This is a genomic window from Pseudomonas sp. LBUM1651, from assembly GCF_059716135.1.
In genome coordinates this window covers 3,076,675-3,094,881 of the sequence record NZ_CP166805.1, presented here as the reverse complement: position 1 = coordinate 3,094,881, position 18,207 = coordinate 3,076,675, and the positions used below count along the sequence as shown (strand labels likewise).

The following is an 18,207-nucleotide window of genomic DNA, read 5'->3' as shown; positions in this document are numbered from 1 at the left end:
ATCTCGGTGAAGCCATTCGCGGGCAAGCCTTGCTCCTACAGGTTTTGTGTCGTTCGTTGAAATGTGGCTCGGCGCCGCCCCCTGTAGAGCATGGCTTGCCCGCGAAGACGGCAGTAGTTTCACTGCAGCACTCAAGCCAGAACCCGCTCCAACGTCCGCGTCACGCCAACCTCCCGCAAACTGTTACAGCACCACTCAAACGCCGCCACAAACTCCGGCGAATGCGGGATCGCCGTCCCAAAAATCTCCTCCACCGCCAGCAGCCGCTGGGTGATCAACACATCATCCGCCACCAGCGCCTGGCAAAACGCGGCGCGCGGATCGGGAATCGAATAGGTCTCGCCATTCTCATCCACCCCCTTCAAATACAACGCCCACGCCGCCACGACCAACGCCGCACGCTTGGTCTCCCGGCCATCGGCAATCAATCGGTTGATCGTCGGAATGGTGAACTTGGGAAACTTCGACGAACCGTCCGAACACACGCGCTCCAGCTGATCGGCAATCGCCTGATTGGAGAAACGTCCGACCAGCGTGTTCTTGTACTCGGTCAGATCAATCCCCGGCACGGGCGACAGCTGCGGTGTCACGTCCAGGTCCATGTAGGCGCGCATGTACCGCACAAACAGCGGATCGTTCATGGTCTCGTGAACGAAGCGATACCCCTTCAGAAACCCGAGATACGTCAGTGCCAGATGACTGCCGTTGAGCAGTTTGATCTTCATCTCTTCATATGGCGTCACGTCGTCGGTGAACTGCACGCCGACCTTCTCCCAGGCCGGGCGCCCGTTGACGAATTTGTCTTCCAGCACCCACTGCACAAACGGCTCGCAGACCACCGGCCAGGCATCGTCGACTGCATGTTTGTCGTGCAATTGCAGCTTGTGTTCGGTGCTGGTCATCGGCGTGATGCGGTCGACCATGGCATTCGGGAAACTCACGTTCTCGGCGATCCAGTCGTGCAGTCCTGCATCACGTAAAGCGGCGAAGGCCAGCAGCGCCTTGCGGGTCACCGCGCCGTTGTGCGGCAGGTTATCGCAGGACATCAAGGTGAATGCCGGCGTGCCGATAGCACGACGTTTGGCCAACGCGGCGCAGAGGAAGCCGAACACGGTTTTCGGCGAATCCGGGTGCGCGAGGTCGTGCTGGATCTGCGGCAGATGCGCCATGAATTCGCCGTTGCTGTCATCGATGCAGTAACCGCCCTCGGTGATGGTCAGCGAGACAATGCGAATCTCGGGACTGGCGAGTTTATCGATCAACGCTTGCGCGCCATCCTCGGCCAGCAACATGTCGCGGATCGCGCCGATGACCCGGACTTCGGTGTCGTCGGTGTCGCCCAACTCGAACAGGGTGAACAGGTAATCCTGATCCTTCAGATCGTCCCGGGCGCGGCGATCTTCGGCGCGTAGGCCGACCCCGCAAATCGCCCAGTCCAGACCTTCGCCTGTATTCATCAAGGCGTCGGTGTAATACGCCTGATGGGCACGGTGGAAACCGCCGACGCCAATGTGCGCGATGCCTTGGCGGGTATCGCCCAGGGCGTAGGCGGGCAGAACCACTTCGGGTGCGAGGTGGTGCAGGTTCTGTTTATTCAGTTTCATCACAGGCTCTCTGAAATCAGGCCGCAGCGCGCAACTGACGCGTCAGCGCCACGCCGTCGGCATCGAATAAATGGCAGTGTTCGGCGTCCAGGTGCAGGCTCAAGGTTTCGCCGTAACGGCTGGCCAGGTCGCCGCGAACGCGCATGGTCAACGCTTCACCGGACGCGGTCAGCACGTGGCAGAAGGTGTCGCTGCCCAGGCGTTCGCTGACGTCGGCGGTGACTTGCAAGGTGCAGTTGCCGGTTTGCGCCAGTTCCAGATGTTCCGGACGAATGCCCAGGGTCACCGCGCCGCCGACACTCAGGTTGGCGCCGCTCAACGGCAACGTGATGCGGGTGCCGGCAGCGAGCGCCACTTCGCAGCTTTGGCTGTCGACACGGGTGACGTTGCCCTTGAGGAAGCCCATTTTCGGCGTGCCGAGAAAGCCCGCGACGAACAGGTTGGCCGGCTGGTGATACAGGTCCAGCGGCGAACCGACCTGCTCGATCTTACCGCCATTCAACACCACCACTTTGTCGGCCATGGTCATGGCTTCCACCTGGTCGTGGGTCACGTAGATCATCGTGGCTTGCAGTTCTTTGTGCAGGCGCAACAGTTCCAGACGCATCTGTACGCGCAGGGCGGCGTCAAGGTTGGACAGCGGTTCGTCGAACAGGAAGATTTTCGGGTTGCGCACGATGGCGCGACCGATGGCCACGCGTTGACGCTGGCCGCCGGACAGCTGCTTCGGCTTGCGCTCCAGCATCGGCCCGAGCTCGAGGATGCGTGCCGCTTCGCCGACTTTTTTCTCGACTTCGGCTTTTGGTACGCCGGCCAGATCGAGGGCGAACGACATGTTTTTACGTACGCTCATGTGCGGGTACAGGGCGTAGGTCTGGAACACCATTGCCAGGTCACGCTTGGCCGGGCTGACTTCAGTGATGTCGCGGCCATCGAGTTCAATGGTGCCGCCGCTGACTTCTTCCAGGCCGGCAATCAACCGCAGCAGCGTGGATTTACCGCAGCCCGACGGGCCGACGAAGACCACGAATTCCTTGTCGTTCACTTCCAGGTCGATGCCTTTGATGATGGAAAAGCCTTCGAAGCCTTTTTGCAGATTCTTGATTTTCAGGTTGGCCATGGTGATGGGCCTCCGCTTGTTGTTATTCGTTAAACCGGACTGTTTTCTGTAGGAGCGAGCTTGCTCGCGAAAAACGTCCGGACAATGAGTTCTTTCAGGCAGCGCGCGTCATCGTTCACGTCCATCGCGAGCGAGCTCGCTCCTACAGGGGGAACGGGGCGCGCGATCATCATTTCACCGCACCAAACGACAGGCCGCGGACCAGTTGTTTCTGGCTGATCCAGCCGAAGATCAGGATCGGCGCGCAGGCCAGCGTGGACACCGCCGACAACTTGGCCCAGAACAGGCCTTCCGGACTCGAGTACGAAGCGATCAGTGCGGTCAGTGGCGCAGCTTTCGACGAGGTCAGGTTCAACGACCAGAACGCCTCGTTCCAGCACAGGATCAGCGACAGCAGCACCGTAGACGCCAGGCCACCTTTGGCGATCGGCAACAGCACCCGGACCATTTCCTGCCACAGCGTGGCGCCGTCGAGGCGTGCGGCTTCGAGGATGTCTTTGGGGATGTCCTTGAAGTAGGTGTAAATCATCCAGACCACGATCGGCAGGTTGATCAGCGTGTAAATCACGATCAGCGCGATCCGCGTATCGAGCAGGCCAAAACTCTTGGCCAGCAAGTAGATCGGCATCAGCACACCCACCGGCGGCAGCATCTTGGTCGAGAGCATCCACAACAGCGTGCCCTTGGTGCGTTGCGTTTCGTAGAACGCCATCGAGTAGGCCGCCGGCACCGCGATCAGCAGGCACAGGGCCGTGGCGCTGAACGAAATCACCACCGAGTTCCAGGCGAAACTGAAGTAATCGCTGCGCTCGTTGATGTGCAGGTAGTTCTCCAGCGTCGGGGTGAAGATGAACTGCGGCGGCGTGGCGAACGCGTCGATTTCGGTTTTGAAACTGGTCAGCACCATCCAGAAGATCGGGAAGAAGATCAGGATCGCGATGGCCCAGGCCAGGGTGCCGAGCAGCAGGCTTTGCAGGCGACGGGATTGTTGAAGGGTCATGGCGCAGGCCTCAGGCTTTGTCTGTCAGGTTTTTGCCGATCATCCGCACCAGCACGATGGCTGCGATGTTGGCGATCACCACCGCGATCAAACCGCCGGCGGACGCCATGCCGACGTCGAACTGCACCAGCGCCTGGTTGTAGATCAGGTAGGCGAGGTTGGTCGAGGCGTAGCCGGGGCCGCCGTTGGTGGTGGTGAAGATTTCGGCGAACACCGAGAGCAGGAAGATGGTTTCGATCATCACCACCACCGCAATCGGCCGCGCCAGGTGCGGCAGGGTCAGGTGCCAGAAGATTGCTACAGGACCGGCGCCGTCCAGGCGCGCGGCTTCTTTCTGTTCCTGGTCGAGGGACTGCATGGCGGTCATCAGAATCAGGATCGCGAAGGGCAGCCATTGCCACGAGACAATGATGATGATCGACAGCAGCGGGTAGTGCGCCAGCCAGTCCACCGGTTGCGCACCGAAGAGTTTCCAGACGTAGGCGAGAATCCCCGAGACCGGGTGGAAAATCAGGTTCTTCCAGATCAGCGCACCGACGGTGGGCATGATGAAGAACGGCGAGATCAGCATGACCCGCACAATGCCGCGACCGAGAAACTCACTGGCCTCCAGCAACGCGCTGATCAACACCCCGAGCACCACACTGATCAGCAGCACGCTGCCCACCAGCAACAGGGTGTTGGTGGCGCCGGGCATGAACCCGGAGTCCGTCAGGAAATAGGTGAAGTTCTCCAGCCCGACGAACTCGTTTTCACCAGGGTTGAGCAGGTTGTAGCGGATCATCGAGAAGTACAGCGTCATGCCCAGCGGCACGATCATCCACAGCAGCAACAACGCCACCGAGGGGCTGACCAGAAACCAGCCGGGATTGGCCAACCGGCTTTTACGCACCGGTTGGGGAATGTCCATGTGAGCTTTGGCAGTTGAAATATTCATGGCGTTAACCGATTGGGAACAGGCAGATGAAAATCAACTGTAGGAGCGAGGCTTGCCCGCGAAGGCGATTTGTCTGATGCACCGCTTTCGCGGGCAAGCCTCGCTCCTACAGGGGGCTTTGCGGGATTACTTGGGATAACCCGCGCGCTTCATCTCACGTTCGGTGGTTTGCTGGGCGGCAGCCAACGCTTGATCGACCGTGGTCTGGCCGATCAGCGCCGCCGAGAACGACTTGCCTACCTGAGTGCCAATCCCCTGGAACTCGGGAATGGTTACCAGCTGAATGCCGATGTATGGGACTGGTTTGAGTGTCGGTTTGCTCGGGTCCGCCGCTTTCAGCGATTCCAGCGTCACCTTGGCGAACGGCGCGGCGCTCATGTAGGCGTCGCTGTAGGTCGAGGCCCGAGTGCCTGGCGGCACATTGGCGATGCCGTCCTTTTCCGCGACCAGTGCGCCGTATTCCTTGGAAGTCGCCCAGGCGCTGAAGGTTTTTGCCGCATCCTTGGCTTTGGAACTGGTCGGAATCGCCAGCGCCCAGGAATAGAGCCAGGCCGAACCTTTATCGGTGGTCTGGTGCGGCGCGTAGGTGAAGCCAACGTGTTCGCTGACTTTGCTCTGGGTCTTGTCGGTGACGAACGAGCCGGCAACGCTGGCATCGACCCAGATCGCGCACTTGCCGCTGTTGAACAGCGCCAGGTTTTCGTTGAAACCGTTGCTCGACGCGCCCGGCGGGCCGGATTTCTTCATGGTGTCGACGTAGAAGTTCAGCGCGTTTTTCCACTCGGGACCGGTGAATTCAGGCTGCCATTTCTCATCGAACCAGCGTGCGCCATAGGCGTTGGCGACCGTGGTGATCAGCGCCATGTTCTCGCCCCAGCCGGCCTTGCCGCGCAGGCAGATGCCGTACTGTTCTTTGTCTTTATTGGTGAGTTTGCCGGCGAATTCGCCGATCTGTTCCCAGGTCGGGCGCTCGGGCATGGTCAGCCCGGCTTCCTTGAACAGATCGGTGCGGTAGTAGGTGATGGAGCTTTCGGCGTAGAACGGCAGGGCGTACAGCGAACCCTTGACCGACAAACCTTCACGCACCGATGGGAAGACGTCGTCGAGGTCGTAAGTGGCGGGCAAATCCTTCATCGGTTCCAGCCAACCCTTGGCGCCCCAGAGTGCAGCTTCGTACATGCCGATGGTCAGCACATCGAACTGCCCGCCCTGGGTGGCGATGTCGGTAGTCAGGCGTTGGCGCAGGACGTTTTCTTCCAGCACCACCCAATTGAGCTTGATGTCCGGGTGCTCGGCTTCGAAAGTTTTCGAGAGCTTTTGCATGCGGATCATGTCGCTGTTGTTGACGGTGGCGATGGTCAGGGTTTGCGCGCCGAGGCTGACGCTGCTGAGGGTCATGCAGGTGAGGGCTAGCAGAGCTTTTACCGAAGGTTGCATCGTGCACTCCTTTTCTGCACCCGGTGGGGACAGAAGGACAGTTATTGTTTTTGTGTCTTCCTGTGGGGGAAGAATGTGCACTGATTACAGCCTTCAATTGACGATGAGACAAATCATCCATCGCACTTGAATTGATACTATTTTGCACTGGAGTTTGGAGCAGGGAACGAAGGGAAGAGCTTTTCAGCGGTCAGGCGCTATCGAATACGTACAGGTTTTGATGGCCTCTTCGCGGGCAAGCCTCGCTCCTGCAAGGGGTGCGCAAGACCTGTAGGAGCGAGGCTTGCCCGCGAAGGCAATCTGAAGTTCACCACATGACACACGGCTTCAACCCAAATTCTGCTCAGTCAACCGCTGCACCGCCAACCGCCGGTAGTGCGATGGGGTCATGCCTTTCAATTGCTGAAAACGCCGGTTGAAATTGGAAATGTTGTTGAAGCCCGACTCGAAACACACGTCGGTCACCGGTTTGTCGCCGTCGGCCAGCAACTCGCAGGACTTGCTGATGCGCAGTCGGTTGACGAACTCGATGAAGCAGCGCCCAGTGGCCTGTTTGAACACGCGGCTGAAGTACGTCGGCTTCATGCCCAGGTGCTCGGCGACTTCCTCCAGTGGCAGTTCACGGGCGTAGTGGGCAAAGATGTAATCCACCGCCCGGTTGGTGCGATCGATGTTGTGTTCGTCCGCCAGTTGTGGGGTTGTCGCACCGGACAGCAGTTGGTAGTCGTCGGAGGCGGCGAGCAACTCCAGCAAAATGAAAAAGTGCCCGAGCCGGGTGACGCCCTTGGTGTCGGCAATGCGCTGCATCAAGGTCATGGCCTGGCGGATCGTGCGTTTGCAGCGAAACTCGATGCCGTATTGGGCGCGCTCCAGCAAGGGCGCAAGCGACTTGAGCTCCGTAAACACCTGATGGCCGCTCTCGAACAACTCGTCGGTGAAATTGACCAGCATGTCGCGCTTGGGCACCACTTCGTCCTCGGCGACCTGGCTGATCCAGTTATGGGGCAGGTTGGGGCCGGTCAGGAACAGGGTTTCCGGATAGAAGTTGCCAATGTAGTCGCCAATGAACACCTTGCCGGAACTGGCGACGATCAGGTGCAGTTCGTATTCCTTGTGGAAATGCCACCGCACCAGAGGGCAGGGGAAGCCGTGCTGACGATAAATGATGGACAACCCATTGTGGTCATCCATCAGTTCATAGGAAGGGTCGGTCACTCGGACGGTTCGGGTCATGTCAGGGCGCTTTTCTTGTTATCGCGCCTTGATCATGCCCCTTTCCGGGCCGACAACGCCAGCCTGCGGCACGTCAAAGGGCGTTACGCCTCCACTGGCCGGTGCAGGGCGCTGCCATAAACAGCCTTCATGCTGGTGGCGATCCAGCAATAACGCACGATGTCCGACTCATCGAAAAAATCGGTACTGATGATGCTGCAGCGCGTTACCCAGTCCCGGGTCGGGTTGAACCAGTCGTTGATCTGATTCTTGATGTCCTGCGGTCCACCGAGAAACCCGTAACTGGTGGCGGATAACGACCAGAGAAAGGTTGGGTAAGGCGCGTGTTGCAGCGTGCTGGAAATGTGCCGTTCCAGTTCCGCTGTGTCAGTGAAGACTTCGCCGCTCCATTTGTGGGTGATGCGTGGCCAGAAGTAATCATCGTCCAGGCCTTGCACAAACGGCGCCGCCAGTACCAACCTGCGGCGTGAACTGACTCTTTTGAGCTCGCCCACCGTTTTCGTGGCATCGGAGGGCGGAATGATCCGGTGGCCGAGGCGGCTCACCAGCAGGTCATTCAGTTTTTTTGCGTCGAACGGCTTCAGGCCATCCCCCAGTTGGTGAAAATCGAAAACGATGAACTCGTCCGGGTTTTTATCAAGGAAGGTCGACACGGCATCGATCAACTCATCGATGACGCGATGGGACTGGTAGCCATTGTGGTGAAAATAGAAAACGGATTGGTCGTGTCCCGCGGTATAGCCGAGGCGGATATCAAACGCCCGGGCGCCGTTTGCCAATTGCCAGGCAAATGAATCGTTTTGACAGGTGGTCCAGTTGCCGATCACGACGTCATAGTTGGGCGCCTGTTTGTCCATGCCGCTGTTATGTGTGCCGGGCCAGATAATATCGGTCAGTTTGATTTGGTTGATGTCGAGGACATTACTCATCCATTTTTGTTTATCGAAAGTTTCTTGCGTAGAACGTGTCATTTTCACTCCTGTTAATTGCTTCGTGCCGTCCGTGGAACGAAGTGCATAGTTAAAAACCGAGCATAGAAGGGCGTTCCGACATTGCCAGTGTCGGAAACATTTGTACAAGTTAATGGTTGTTGGCTTTGATCAGATTGGCCGTGCGGCAATGACGAACCAGATTCGACGTTTCAAAAAAGTCAGCGTTGATAATGCTGCTGTTCAGAACCCAGTCATTCAGCCCGGGATCAAACCATTGATCAAGGTGCTCCCGGATGTTCACCGGCCCTCCGGCGACATGGTAACTGGTAGCGGAGAGCGACCACGGCATGGACCCGCCAGGGGGGTACTTCATGACCTTGGTGATATGGGCGTGCAGTTCGCTGACACTGGTGGTCCCGATGCCGCTCCACTGGTGCTCGATGCATTGACAGAAACAGGTCGAATCGAGCGCCGGGTGATACTCGGCGGCCACCAACACTCGCTGGGCATGACTGGCTTGTTTCAATTGGCCGAGCGTCAGGAATGCGTGCGTGGAAGGAATCAGCCGGTCACCGAGATGCGTCAGCAGCAGTCTGTTGAACTCTTTATAGTCAAAAAGCTGGTTGCCCGGTTTCAATTGGTGAAAATCCAGGATGATGAACTCGTCGCGATTTTCATCCAGAAACCGGATGACGCTCGTGATCAGACTTTCCAGAGACCTGGAGGAACGGAAACTGTTGTGTTGAAACCAGAAAGTACCGACGCCATTGCCGCCAATTGCGTACTCCAGCCTTAAATCGAGCGCCCGCGCGCCCTGGATCAGTTGGTAATAAAAGGAGTTGTTCTGGCAGGCGGCCCAGTGACTGATGCCAGGGGCCGCATAAGAGGCCTTCTTGTCGACGCCGGCATTATGCGCGCCGGGCAGTACCAACTCTGCAAGTGATAACGAATCAATGACGGGTATGTGGGTCATCCAGTTATTGGCGGTAAAGTTACTGGTGATGTACGAACTATGGAGAGCGTTATTCATTGTGCATCCTTGCACCGTTAATAAATCGTTAGTTGCAGCGAGTTTAACGATCAGGCGTTTTCCTTAAAGCGGTTTTTCGCTTCAATCCATTGCGACATGTATTGAGTGCTCTTGTGCTGGTGATGGCGCAACATGCTGCCGGTAAAGTTATCTCGTCTGATTTCAGCCAAGTGCTGTTGGCAATGTTCGAATTTTGCAATCAAGGCCGGGCCGTGTGTTTGCAGTTGATAACGATCAGCCAGCAACGCCAGACCGACCGCCTGAGCGTGAGTCCATTGCGTCTGGTCTTTATAGAGTTGCACGGCGCACTCGGCGAACTCGCGCGCCGTGCGGGTCACCGCGCCAGGCCAGGGACTCTCGCCGTGCATGGCTTCGGCGCCGACAGGTGTGGTGACGTTCGGCGTGCCACAGATCATCGCATCGACGATTTTGCCTTTGATGCCCGCGCCGAAACGCAAAGGCGCCAGACATACCCGCGCCGCCGACATCACTTGCAACGCATCTTCCGCCCAGTTCATCACATGGAAACCCTGGGCCGCATTGTGCAAGGCAGTTGCCTTGGGCGGCGTATAGGCCCCGTAGATGTGCAATTGCGCAGTGGGCAACTGCTCGCGTATCAGCGGCCAGATCGTGGCTTTCAGCCAGAGCACCGCATCCCAGTTGGGCGCATGGCGAAAGTTGCCGATATGGATAAAGTGCGACCGATCTTCGAACGGTGCGGGCGGGCTGTCGGGTGCATCGACCATCAACGGGCACCAATGCAACAGGTTGCGCGGCACTTGGAACTGTTCGACCAACAGTTCGATTTCCACTTCGGAAATCATCAGGTTCAGGTCGCAGCGATACAGCGCCGCGATCTCCCGTTTGGCCAGGTCGGTGTCGGCCATCAGTTCAAATTCTTCACGCAAGGCCGGCGCGAACAGGTCGCTGAAGTCATTGGCATCGTCACTGGCCTTCAGGCGATCCTTGAGCCGTTGATGCCGGGCATGACGCAGGCTTTGCAGGTCCTGGGTGCCCAGCACGCGCAAGGCATCGGGGCAGTGTTTTTCGACACGCCAGCCGAATTGTTCTTCCATCATGAATTGTTCGAACAGCACGATATCCGGTGCCAGTTCGCTGACGAATTCGTCGAAACTGCTGTTGTTCAGCTCGATCGGCACTTCGCGGATGCCCAGTACTGTCAGGTCTTCCTGATGCTCGCCAGCCCCGGCCGGGCTGCTGAATGTTACGTCCCAGCCTTGTTGCAGGAAGGTCCCGAGCAGCTGCATCACATACCCGCCGGCCGCTGAAGACCGAGGTTCGGGCCAGACATAACCGATGACCAGGACTTTGGTTGCGTTGGGTTGAATCATGGGAGGGGTATTCCTTGAGGCGGGCAGGCAAATGGTCGTACCAGGGCGGTAATTAAACCACAGGTCCTGGACAATTCGATCTGGAGCCGTTGGTGGCGCGAGGAAGGCACTACAAAGGTGAGCGCCCCTGGATCAGGGGCGCCGCGTACCGGCATTTATACAAAATGCCCTTTAGTTATGATGGCATTTTTTCTCCATTCTTAAGCTGCGCCAACCATAGGGGATCCGTAGGGCTCCTCCATCCTTGAACGGGGTTGAGAGAGAGCCAATCGGTCGTAAAGATCATTTTCCCTTGTGCCTGCCAAAGACTCATTTGTAAATCAAGTCGTGTGATGTACTCACTTGCCGGGCAACTAATCTCAGCCCATGGATCCACGACCCATGCGTCTTTGAACGCGGGTTCACTAAAATCTACGGTTTTGGCAACAGTACCGCGCGGCACTCCCACTAGTGTAAAAGTATGTGCTCCTGGCATCCCCCAAATAACCGCAGTACCTCCACTTTCATCGATGATTTTTTTTGCTGCCCATGCCATTTGGTCGCAGTTCCCGGCGCCCGTTCTGAGGATGGTGTCTGCATAGTTCCGAGTCTTTACCCCTGCCCTTAAATATTCCCAAATAACGACTGGGCGGGTAAGAACCTGTCGCTGAAGGTCTGCTGGACTGTTCGCAACGACCTGATTAGCTGGTCCAAGCCCGGTCGCTTTTAATTCCTGGTCTACTTTTTCTTTAGCCCCATTGCTGTAAAACTTGTTTTGATCGACTGCCTGGCGCCTGTTAAAACCAGGTGGTTTGGATAAGGCTTCAATTTTAATTGTCTGGAGGGCAATCTCGACGTTTCTGTTGTTCCCTCTGTTCCAAACGGCCAACACGAATTCACGTTTTTTTTCATCGGAGAGCAGCGCTGTTTTCGCTTTCAATGCATTGATTTTTTCGGGAGAAAATCCCTTGCGTAACACCAGGTCCATGTAGAGCGAATCAAGTGGGGGTAATGTAACAAAATTGTTGTTTAATACAGTGCCTGCAGCATCAAGATAGTTGTCTTTTACTTCGTCGTGGGCCTTGATCAGGTTTGTACCCAGGCTGTCTGCGTACAGAGCGTCAATTTTTGTAAAGACAATGTCGTTAACATTAGATGCGTCATAATCGCAGTAATGATACAGCCCGGTCTCCGACTCCACGACCAGATAGGATTTCATACCTGTACCTTGATGGTCGTAGTTGATCAGGAAAGCTCTAGCATCACGTTGATCGTCAATGCCATGGACGACACTGTCGATCTTAACGACGCGGGTCTTCAACTCAAGGTCGGCATCGAGTTGCTTGTTTGGTAACCCGAAGTGTTTATCGTCAATGATATTGCCCGTTGTCCGGGATTTGTACTGCAGTGGTTCGTTCAAGGTCGAGGGAAGAAGTTTTTGCGACTGACCATTATCCGCAACGGTAAAGATGCGCCGCTCATGCACTACCTTACGAATCTGCCCATGGTTAGCCCGCGCCGGATAAAGACGTTTGTGTTCAATCGCTTGTGCTCGCCTCCTAGCCCTTGATCCTCCTGGCTTTACAATTTTTGTGAAGCAGGTATTTGAGCTACGTTTCGATTTGCCGCTAATGCTACAGGCTCCCTCGAACCCTTCAGCCGCGTTGAAGTATGTGGGAGAAGTTATGTCCTCAAGCGCTTCCGGATGTTTCGGGTCAAACCGATAAACCTTATCGCCCACCACAACATCGACACCTGTCGTGCGTTGAATGGTATGCGGCTCAGTGTCGAAAATTCTTGAGGGGGTGAGTGCGCTAGTCCCATCACTGAATGTTGTGCGTTCCAACGGGATGGCGCTATCGGGTCTGAATTTTTCAAGAGGCGCGCCGTAGGGGCGGTTACGGGCGATATCAAAGGCATACCATTTGCCGTCTTTGATCATCGCCGTGACTTTAGTGGTTTGGCCGGCTGCCACTGCGCTATCACAGACACCTTCAGCGAGATCAGTCCGTTTTAGCAGCTGCGCAGAATCAAGTGCTTTTGAACTGCCATATATCTTTTTAAGTTGGCCGATTCCCATGCCAGCGGCCCGGTAAGCCCCCGTTCCCAATGTACACACGGCATTTTTCGCCGTGATAAAAATATCAAACGGGTTGGCGGCGCTGACCAATGTGCGGCTGGTGACCCAGGCGATGTCTTTGACCTTGTCAATTAACTTGACGCCAGATTTCAGAGTGCTGCCGATTTTCCCGGCAACGCCGGCACCAGGTATTAAAAATCCTGCCGCATCCAATGTGCAATCCAGGGCGGCATTTCTAACGTCGCCTTGTATGGCGTTATCGACACATGATTTGAACGGTACCAGGTTCAGGAAAAAATCGATTACTTTGGACTTTAGTTGTTCTTCATCCTCTGAGGCTGTAGAGCCTTTTGCTAAAGTTTCCAGTTTTTCTCGACCTACAATGAAGTGATCGCGCACGGCAGTCGAGGCAATATGTCTGGTACGAGAGTTGGGGGCGAATGCATTGGGTACTTTATTGTAATCATAACCAGGTGGGTAAAACGTAACCTGCTGGGTAGAGGGTATTATTTCCTCGATGATGACATTGGACGTTACTCCGCTTCGCGGCGGGGCCCCGGTTTTGTAGGCAACAAAGTCGAAAGGTTGCGGTGTTGAAAGTTGTACTTCCACGTAGCGGTTTGGGTCATTCATTGTTCGCATCGTTCCCGACACGCCATTCAACTTCAGATCGCCGGTAAGTTCCGGTCGCTTGCGAATTTCCAAGGCGTCTGGGAATACTTCAAAGTATGTAGTGTTGCCTTTAAATTCGGTACTCATCAAAATCGCGTGACGACCTTTAAGGTCGTTTTTCATTTCTTGAGTTTGCTCATATACTGGCTTTCCGGTCGCTTCTCGCAGCGAATAATATTTTACCTGTCCATACTCCAGGTTTATTCGGTCAGCTAACGGCAACTGTGAAATCAGATAGCTGAATATTGATTCCGAACCTGTTGTCAAATTATCAAAGTGGCCGTTAAACCGAGGTGTGAAAATCGCATTCACGTTTTTCAGGCTCGCGATTTTTTGCTCTATACCACGAATGGAAATTCTAGGGTCGCTAGACTTCCACGTGCCGGCTGTTAACTGTCCGGTGATATAAAGATCCATAATGGAGTAAGCCATTGCTGGTATCCCTTGCGGAGTACTTTTTCTGGTAATGATTAACTCTTCGTACGGCAAACCCTTACCGAAAACCTGATCCAGCTCTGCCAGCGCAATCGCTTTTCTTGTAGGCGTCGGTGTCGTCAAATATTCCCGGGCCTCAGCGAGTTCTTTTGTAAGGTCGTAAAATTTTTCAGTAGCTATTTGCACTTGAGCTGCCGAGTAGGTATCGGTGACATTCTGCTGTACTGCGCCGTTGGCTATTGCCCAGTCCATCAACGGATTCACCGAAGCCATTTGTTTTGCGATTTCCTGGCCAACCGTGATGGGATCCGTCAGACCATAATTCATGACCTGCTCAAAGGTCATTTTTGGTACCGCCCCGGCGGTAATTTGTTCAATTCGGCTTGCCGCCATCCTGTGTGATGCCCAGGTATGGGATCCGCAGACAAGATTGTCTGGAATGTTGCTGGCAAGAAACTCCGGCGCCTTGCTTGCCAGTAAATGGTAGGCCGCGACCGACGCTGAGTTAGCGTCTACCTTGCCACCGTCCTGGAGGTGACGTTCAAGACGGGCGATGACCTCCGATGGCTTCGCGCCCCAGTTGGCTTGCTGTGTGAGGTTGTAACCTGCGACGTGGTTACGCGGTTCGCCTGGTGTGGCGCCCAGGTCGAGTAGCAATGCAGCCATGACCCACTCAGCAGCACTGGAGGGTGTTGATACGGCCTCAAGCTTCAACGCCACCCTCTCACCCAACGTTTTGGCTTTCTGATCGCTTAGAGCGAGACCAAGGCCTTGGGCTGGGTCAGTCACCGACTGGCCTGCCAAAAGAGAACTCAGCAGGCCACCTGGGGCAAGACCCAGCTCGCTAACGGTGTCGCGAATGATCTGTTGTTGGGCGGGTGTCAGGGGGAGGGGGTAGTCGAGTGCGCCCCGATAGTTACCGTACTCGGGGCCTTCGGGCATAGGAAAGGTCAAAACTTCAATTAAATTACGTACCTCTCCCGCGTTTTTCGGCTCAATCCATCCATTGTCGCTGATGTACCGTTGCGCACTGACCATCCTTTGGGTTTCGGTCGGGTGCCTGCTGGCGAACGATGAATCCTTGTCGACGGACAAAAAACAACTGTCGAGTTTCAAGATCTCATTATCGGATTTGTCTTTGATGAGCCCGGTCAAACTCCCTACCAGACTGTGATAGGTGTACAGATCACCGAAGTGTTGATTCAGGTTGTCGACGGACGCCTCGGATCCGGGTTTTTCAGCCTCCATGGGGGGGAACGTCTGAGCGGCGACCAGCTCCTGGGCGCGCTGCCGAGCTTCGGCGGCGTTCAGAAGAAGGCTTTCTCCATGAAATGCTCCAACCAGCGAAAAAGGCGCGCGTGTGCCAACTGGATAAAACACACGTTCGTTGTTTGGATTGACTACTTTGATCGCCTTGAATATTGGCCCCGCTACGTTGGCCCATCCAGAATTGCCGCTCAGTGAACACCCGTAAGCGGTGCCGTTGGCCTCACCGGTCAGGCTGCCATCCGCTGGATTTATTCTTATGGTCTCAAGCCTGAGACCGACCTCTTTGGCCCAGTCTAAAAAGAAGGGGTTATTGAAGGCTCTGATAACATTTAACCAGCATCGGCCAAAGGTTGAATGTGTAGGGACCGGAATGTATGGGCTGTTGGTCGGGGTATTAACGTGCTGCAGTAGCGCCTCGGTATAACGAGGAATCAGCTCTCGATCGCCAGCGGCCCGGGAGCTGTCCGACCAAGAAACGCTTCGTCTATTACGCAGTAAGCTGACCACTTTCGTTGCCACTTCATCTGGCGAATCCATTGGAGTGTCATCAATGTCCTTGCCAGTATCGATAGCTGAACGTTGCAGTTCATCCATCTTTTTGAGGTATTCATCCAGCAGCGCGACTTTATCCGCTTCGCTTTCACCGACGCCGGGAAGCGGTTCACTGCCGTCCTCCTGCGAGTCGATTGAAACAAAATCTGCGTCAACGGCCTCAGTTTCGCGTTTGACTCTTCCAGAGGCGGTTGAGTCTGGGGCGGACGCCTGAACAGGCGCTTCGTGTTCATGCGTTTCCATCGACGCCGCATGAATCAGCTCGGCATAGGATTTTGTGGGGGCGAGCGCGCTGTGCAGTTTCAACAGCGATGCGACTTTACTGAGCAGTGGCTTGTCGAGGAGCAAGTTGTGCTCGGTGGACTGGTACATCAGTTCAAGTATGGCGTCTGAAAGGGGGGGCTGACCCGGTGCGACTGGCGTGTCCAGAATCATCTCTACCGCATCGTCTATCAACTCCTGGTGGAGAGCGGGACTTTCGACAGGAAGGAGGGCTTCGCCTGCTACCTCGTTTGGGTAACGCTGATTGAACCGGTCATAAATTGCCGAGAGTGTTATGAAGGCAGCGGTGGTGGTGGCCCCGGGATTATCCCTGGCCAGCTGCGTTGCGGCCGCGGCAGCCCCGACAGCGTAGCTGGCCAGCCCGGCGAGTGTACTTTGCATGGAAGGGACAAGAGCCTGCCACCATGACGGAGAAGGTTCGGTGGTGGAACTATAGACGGGTGGCCAATTCTCTGGCTCTTCATTCCCGACCTCCTCGAACGCGTTCTTCACGGTGTCCACCAGCGTCTCGAGTTCAGGATTAGCCGCGGCCTCCGGAAAACGCAGACATTTATCGATTTTGCTAAAGGTATCAAGAATCGTCTGTGTCAGATGCTCCAGTGAGGTTTGCCCCGATGTTACGGACGACGACACAGGAGCAGGGGGCGACGATGGTGATGACGTAAACTCCGGTCCCGTAACGGTTTGGTCGACGGTGGCGCTTCCTGGCTCGCGCGTTTGGGGCGCGGTAAAGGCATTCGCCTCGGCTTCCGGCTGCGTTGCGTTATTCGGCAATGGGTGGGGGTCGGCATAGGTGTCGGTGGCCTCCGGCTGCGCGGGTGCCGCCACTGGCACCGCGGGCAGATGAGGTTTTATTTTTTCCGCGATTGATAGAACCCCCACCGTATCCAGTGCATTGGCGACATACAGCAATTTTCCGATAAAGCCACCGGTGTAACGGGGACCCGTTGTGACCACTTCGTCGTAAAAGCTGGCCTTGGTTTCGACTTCTTGTATCGTCGACAGCAGCGTCGGATGAGGGGGGGGCTCTTCGGTTCCGGCGCAGTAGCCAGCTCAGTCGCAGAGCCAAAAACAAAGTAATAACCAGTCTTCGTGACCAGGGTGCTCACGGTGCTCAGCAATTCGTCCCCGACCTCCTTCAGGGACATTGCTCCCAGCTTGTTGAGCGCTTTGTTTACCGGGGTCGCAACTTTCGACAGACTTGCCTTCAAGGATTCAGGATCAATTACCTCTTCAAGCCAACTCCGTTGTGGCCTGGTATCGACAATTTCGATTGCCTGTAACCGATCGCTGAGGTTCTGCACTGTGGCTGGAAAGCTCTTTGGCCAGCGCTGGCGTTCATTCGGGCGAGGCTCCTTCATGGCCTCGACAAACTCATTCATCAGGGTGTTGGCTTCATTGGGTGAAGGCCTGATATGAATGAGGTCTTCGAGTTGCCTCATGCTTTCGTTCAGAGCGCCCTCAGATGAAGAACGGATGTACTGACGCGCTTGTTGTGTGAAGTCACGCAGCGTTTTCCATGTGTCATTGTCGAGCAGCGCACCCGCGGCGATGTTCTGCGCTCGATGCGCGCGCGATAGCTCCAGTTGTGTCTGGATAAATCCAAGCACCCCTTCGCCATTGCGGCCTCGAGGGAAGTTGACGTCCTCGCCGAACCCGTCTGCCCACCGTTCCGGGGGGAGATGACACATGATTTCTACAAAATCACGCAACCTTTCTGGCGTGAGCCCATCGCGTGGCGTGATTGAACGCATAATTGCTTTGAAGATCAGCGGGGCCAGCTTCATACCAGTCGGCGTTTGCAGAACGCAGAGGTTGAAAATCTGTAACACCTCGCCCTCCGACAATGGCTGGGTTCGCAGATGATTGACGATGGATGACCATGCCTTTTCAAGGGACTGTTGATCAGTTATTTGGCCTTCTTCAGAAGAGCCACTCGTGTTGGCGCTATACACCGGAGGTGGAATGGGGCGTGTCGAATCACGAGGTGTGGGCTTTCTCCCTGAGGGAGTTTGATCAGGGAGTAATTCAAAGCGTTTAGACGTCGGACTTGCGTGTGGCTTGGCTTCAGAAAGTCTGTTGGCGGGCTGAGGTGGTGTTGCCGTAGATGGATTCGAGAAACGGGAGGAGGGTGCTGCTGTGGCGTTGGAGGAAGGCATTTGGCGTCTTATCGATAGGCGAGATGAGAAACATCCTTGGCTTGCCTGGAACCAGGCAGCCAAGGCATCGGACGTCGAACGATAAGCGATCCATTTGATTAAATAATGATGGAAATATTTGCAAATTGCCGGAT

11 protein-coding genes are annotated in these 18,207 nt (G+C 55.8%); all 11 read right to left on the bottom strand.

Translation table 11 applies throughout. The annotated features are described in order from the left end of the window. Positions 1 to 131: 131 nt before the first annotated feature. The 11 genes from ACA066_RS14345 to ACA066_RS14295 all read right to left on the bottom strand — a co-directional run bounded on the left by ACA066_RS14345 (position 132) and on the right by ACA066_RS14295 (position 18,073). The gene (locus ACA066_RS14345; protein ID WP_497699762.1) at positions 132 to 1,604 is read right to left on the bottom strand and encodes a mannitol dehydrogenase family protein; all 1,473 of its coding nucleotides are present in this window, start codon (positions 1,602 to 1,604) and stop codon (positions 132 to 134) included. Positions 1,605 to 1,620: 16 nt separating this feature from the next. After that, positions 1,621 to 2,724 (bottom strand): ABC transporter ATP-binding protein, encoded by a 1,104-nt coding sequence (locus ACA066_RS14340; RefSeq protein WP_497699761.1) that lies wholly within the window; start codon positions 2,722 to 2,724, stop codon positions 1,621 to 1,623. Between the two features lie 169 nt (positions 2,725 to 2,893). Then, positions 2,894 to 3,724, bottom strand: coding sequence for a carbohydrate ABC transporter permease (locus ACA066_RS14335; RefSeq protein WP_007936731.1), 831 nt, complete (start codon positions 3,722 to 3,724; stop codon positions 2,894 to 2,896). Between the two features lie 10 nt (positions 3,725 to 3,734). Continuing rightward, positions 3,735 to 4,661 carry a carbohydrate ABC transporter permease gene (locus ACA066_RS14330; RefSeq protein ID WP_214383230.1) on the bottom strand — a complete coding sequence of 309 codons (927 nt, stop codon included), beginning with the start codon at positions 4,659 to 4,661 and terminating at the stop codon, positions 3,735 to 3,737. Positions 4,662 to 4,787: 126 nt separating this feature from the next. Then, positions 4,788 to 6,098 (bottom strand): ABC transporter substrate-binding protein, encoded by a 1,311-nt coding sequence (locus ACA066_RS14325; RefSeq protein ID WP_214383232.1) that lies wholly within the window; start codon positions 6,096 to 6,098, stop codon positions 4,788 to 4,790. A 327-nt stretch (positions 6,099 to 6,425) separates the two neighbouring features. Continuing rightward, positions 6,426 to 7,331, bottom strand: coding sequence for a helix-turn-helix domain-containing protein (locus ACA066_RS14320; RefSeq protein WP_497699760.1), 906 nt, complete (start codon positions 7,329 to 7,331; stop codon positions 6,426 to 6,428). A gap of 83 nt (positions 7,332 to 7,414) precedes the next feature. Next, positions 7,415 to 8,302, bottom strand: coding sequence for a phosphatidylinositol-specific phospholipase C domain-containing protein (locus ACA066_RS14315; RefSeq protein ID WP_497699759.1), 888 nt, complete (start codon positions 8,300 to 8,302; stop codon positions 7,415 to 7,417). Between the two features lie 109 nt (positions 8,303 to 8,411). Beyond that, entirely contained in the window at positions 8,412 to 9,293 is an 882-nt protein-coding gene (locus ACA066_RS14310; RefSeq protein WP_497699758.1) for a phosphatidylinositol-specific phospholipase C domain-containing protein, read from the bottom strand. Between the two features lie 50 nt (positions 9,294 to 9,343). Next, on the bottom strand, positions 9,344 to 10,645 hold the full coding sequence (locus ACA066_RS14305; protein ID WP_497699757.1) for a glycosyltransferase: 1,302 nt from the start codon (positions 10,643 to 10,645) through the stop codon (positions 9,344 to 9,346). A 175-nt stretch (positions 10,646 to 10,820) separates the two neighbouring features. Then, the gene (locus ACA066_RS14300) at positions 10,821 to 16,826 is read right to left on the bottom strand and encodes an AbrB/MazE/SpoVT family DNA-binding domain-containing protein (RefSeq protein ID WP_497699756.1); all 6,006 of its coding nucleotides are present in this window, start codon (positions 16,824 to 16,826) and stop codon (positions 10,821 to 10,823) included. Beyond that, a complete protein-coding gene (locus ACA066_RS14295; RefSeq protein WP_497699755.1) occupies positions 16,766 to 18,073 on the bottom strand; it encodes a hypothetical protein in 1,308 nt (435 codons plus the stop codon). The genes ACA066_RS14300 and ACA066_RS14295 overlap by 61 nt, the downstream gene beginning before the upstream one ends. Positions 18,074 to 18,207 lie beyond the last annotated feature (134 nt).

Coding starts and splice junctions, on each gene's coding strand:
- ACA066_RS14345 (WP_497699762.1), bottom strand. CDS start 1,604: ATGAAACTGAATAAACAGAACCTGCACCACCTCGCACCCGAAGTGGTT.
- ACA066_RS14340 (WP_497699761.1), bottom strand. CDS start 2,724: ATGGCCAACCTGAAAATCAAGAATCTGCAAAAAGGCTTCGAAGGCTTT.
- ACA066_RS14335 (WP_007936731.1), bottom strand. CDS start 3,724: ATGACCCTTCAACAATCCCGTCGCCTGCAAAGCCTGCTGCTCGGCACC.
- ACA066_RS14330 (WP_214383230.1), bottom strand. CDS start 4,661: ATGAATATTTCAACTGCCAAAGCTCACATGGACATTCCCCAACCGGTG.
- ACA066_RS14325 (WP_214383232.1), bottom strand. CDS start 6,098: ATGCAACCTTCGGTAAAAGCTCTGCTAGCCCTCACCTGCATGACCCTC.
- ACA066_RS14320 (WP_497699760.1), bottom strand. CDS start 7,331: ATGACCCGAACCGTCCGAGTGACCGACCCTTCCTATGAACTGATGGAT.
- ACA066_RS14315 (WP_497699759.1), bottom strand. CDS start 8,302: ATGACACGTTCTACGCAAGAAACTTTCGATAAACAAAAATGGATGAGT.
- ACA066_RS14310 (WP_497699758.1), bottom strand. CDS start 9,293: ATGAATAACGCTCTCCATAGTTCGTACATCACCAGTAACTTTACCGCC.
- ACA066_RS14305 (WP_497699757.1), bottom strand. CDS start 10,645: ATGATTCAACCCAACGCAACCAAAGTCCTGGTCATCGGTTATGTCTGG.
- ACA066_RS14295 (WP_497699755.1), bottom strand. CDS start 18,073: ATGCCTTCCTCCAACGCCACAGCAGCACCCTCCTCCCGTTTCTCGAAT.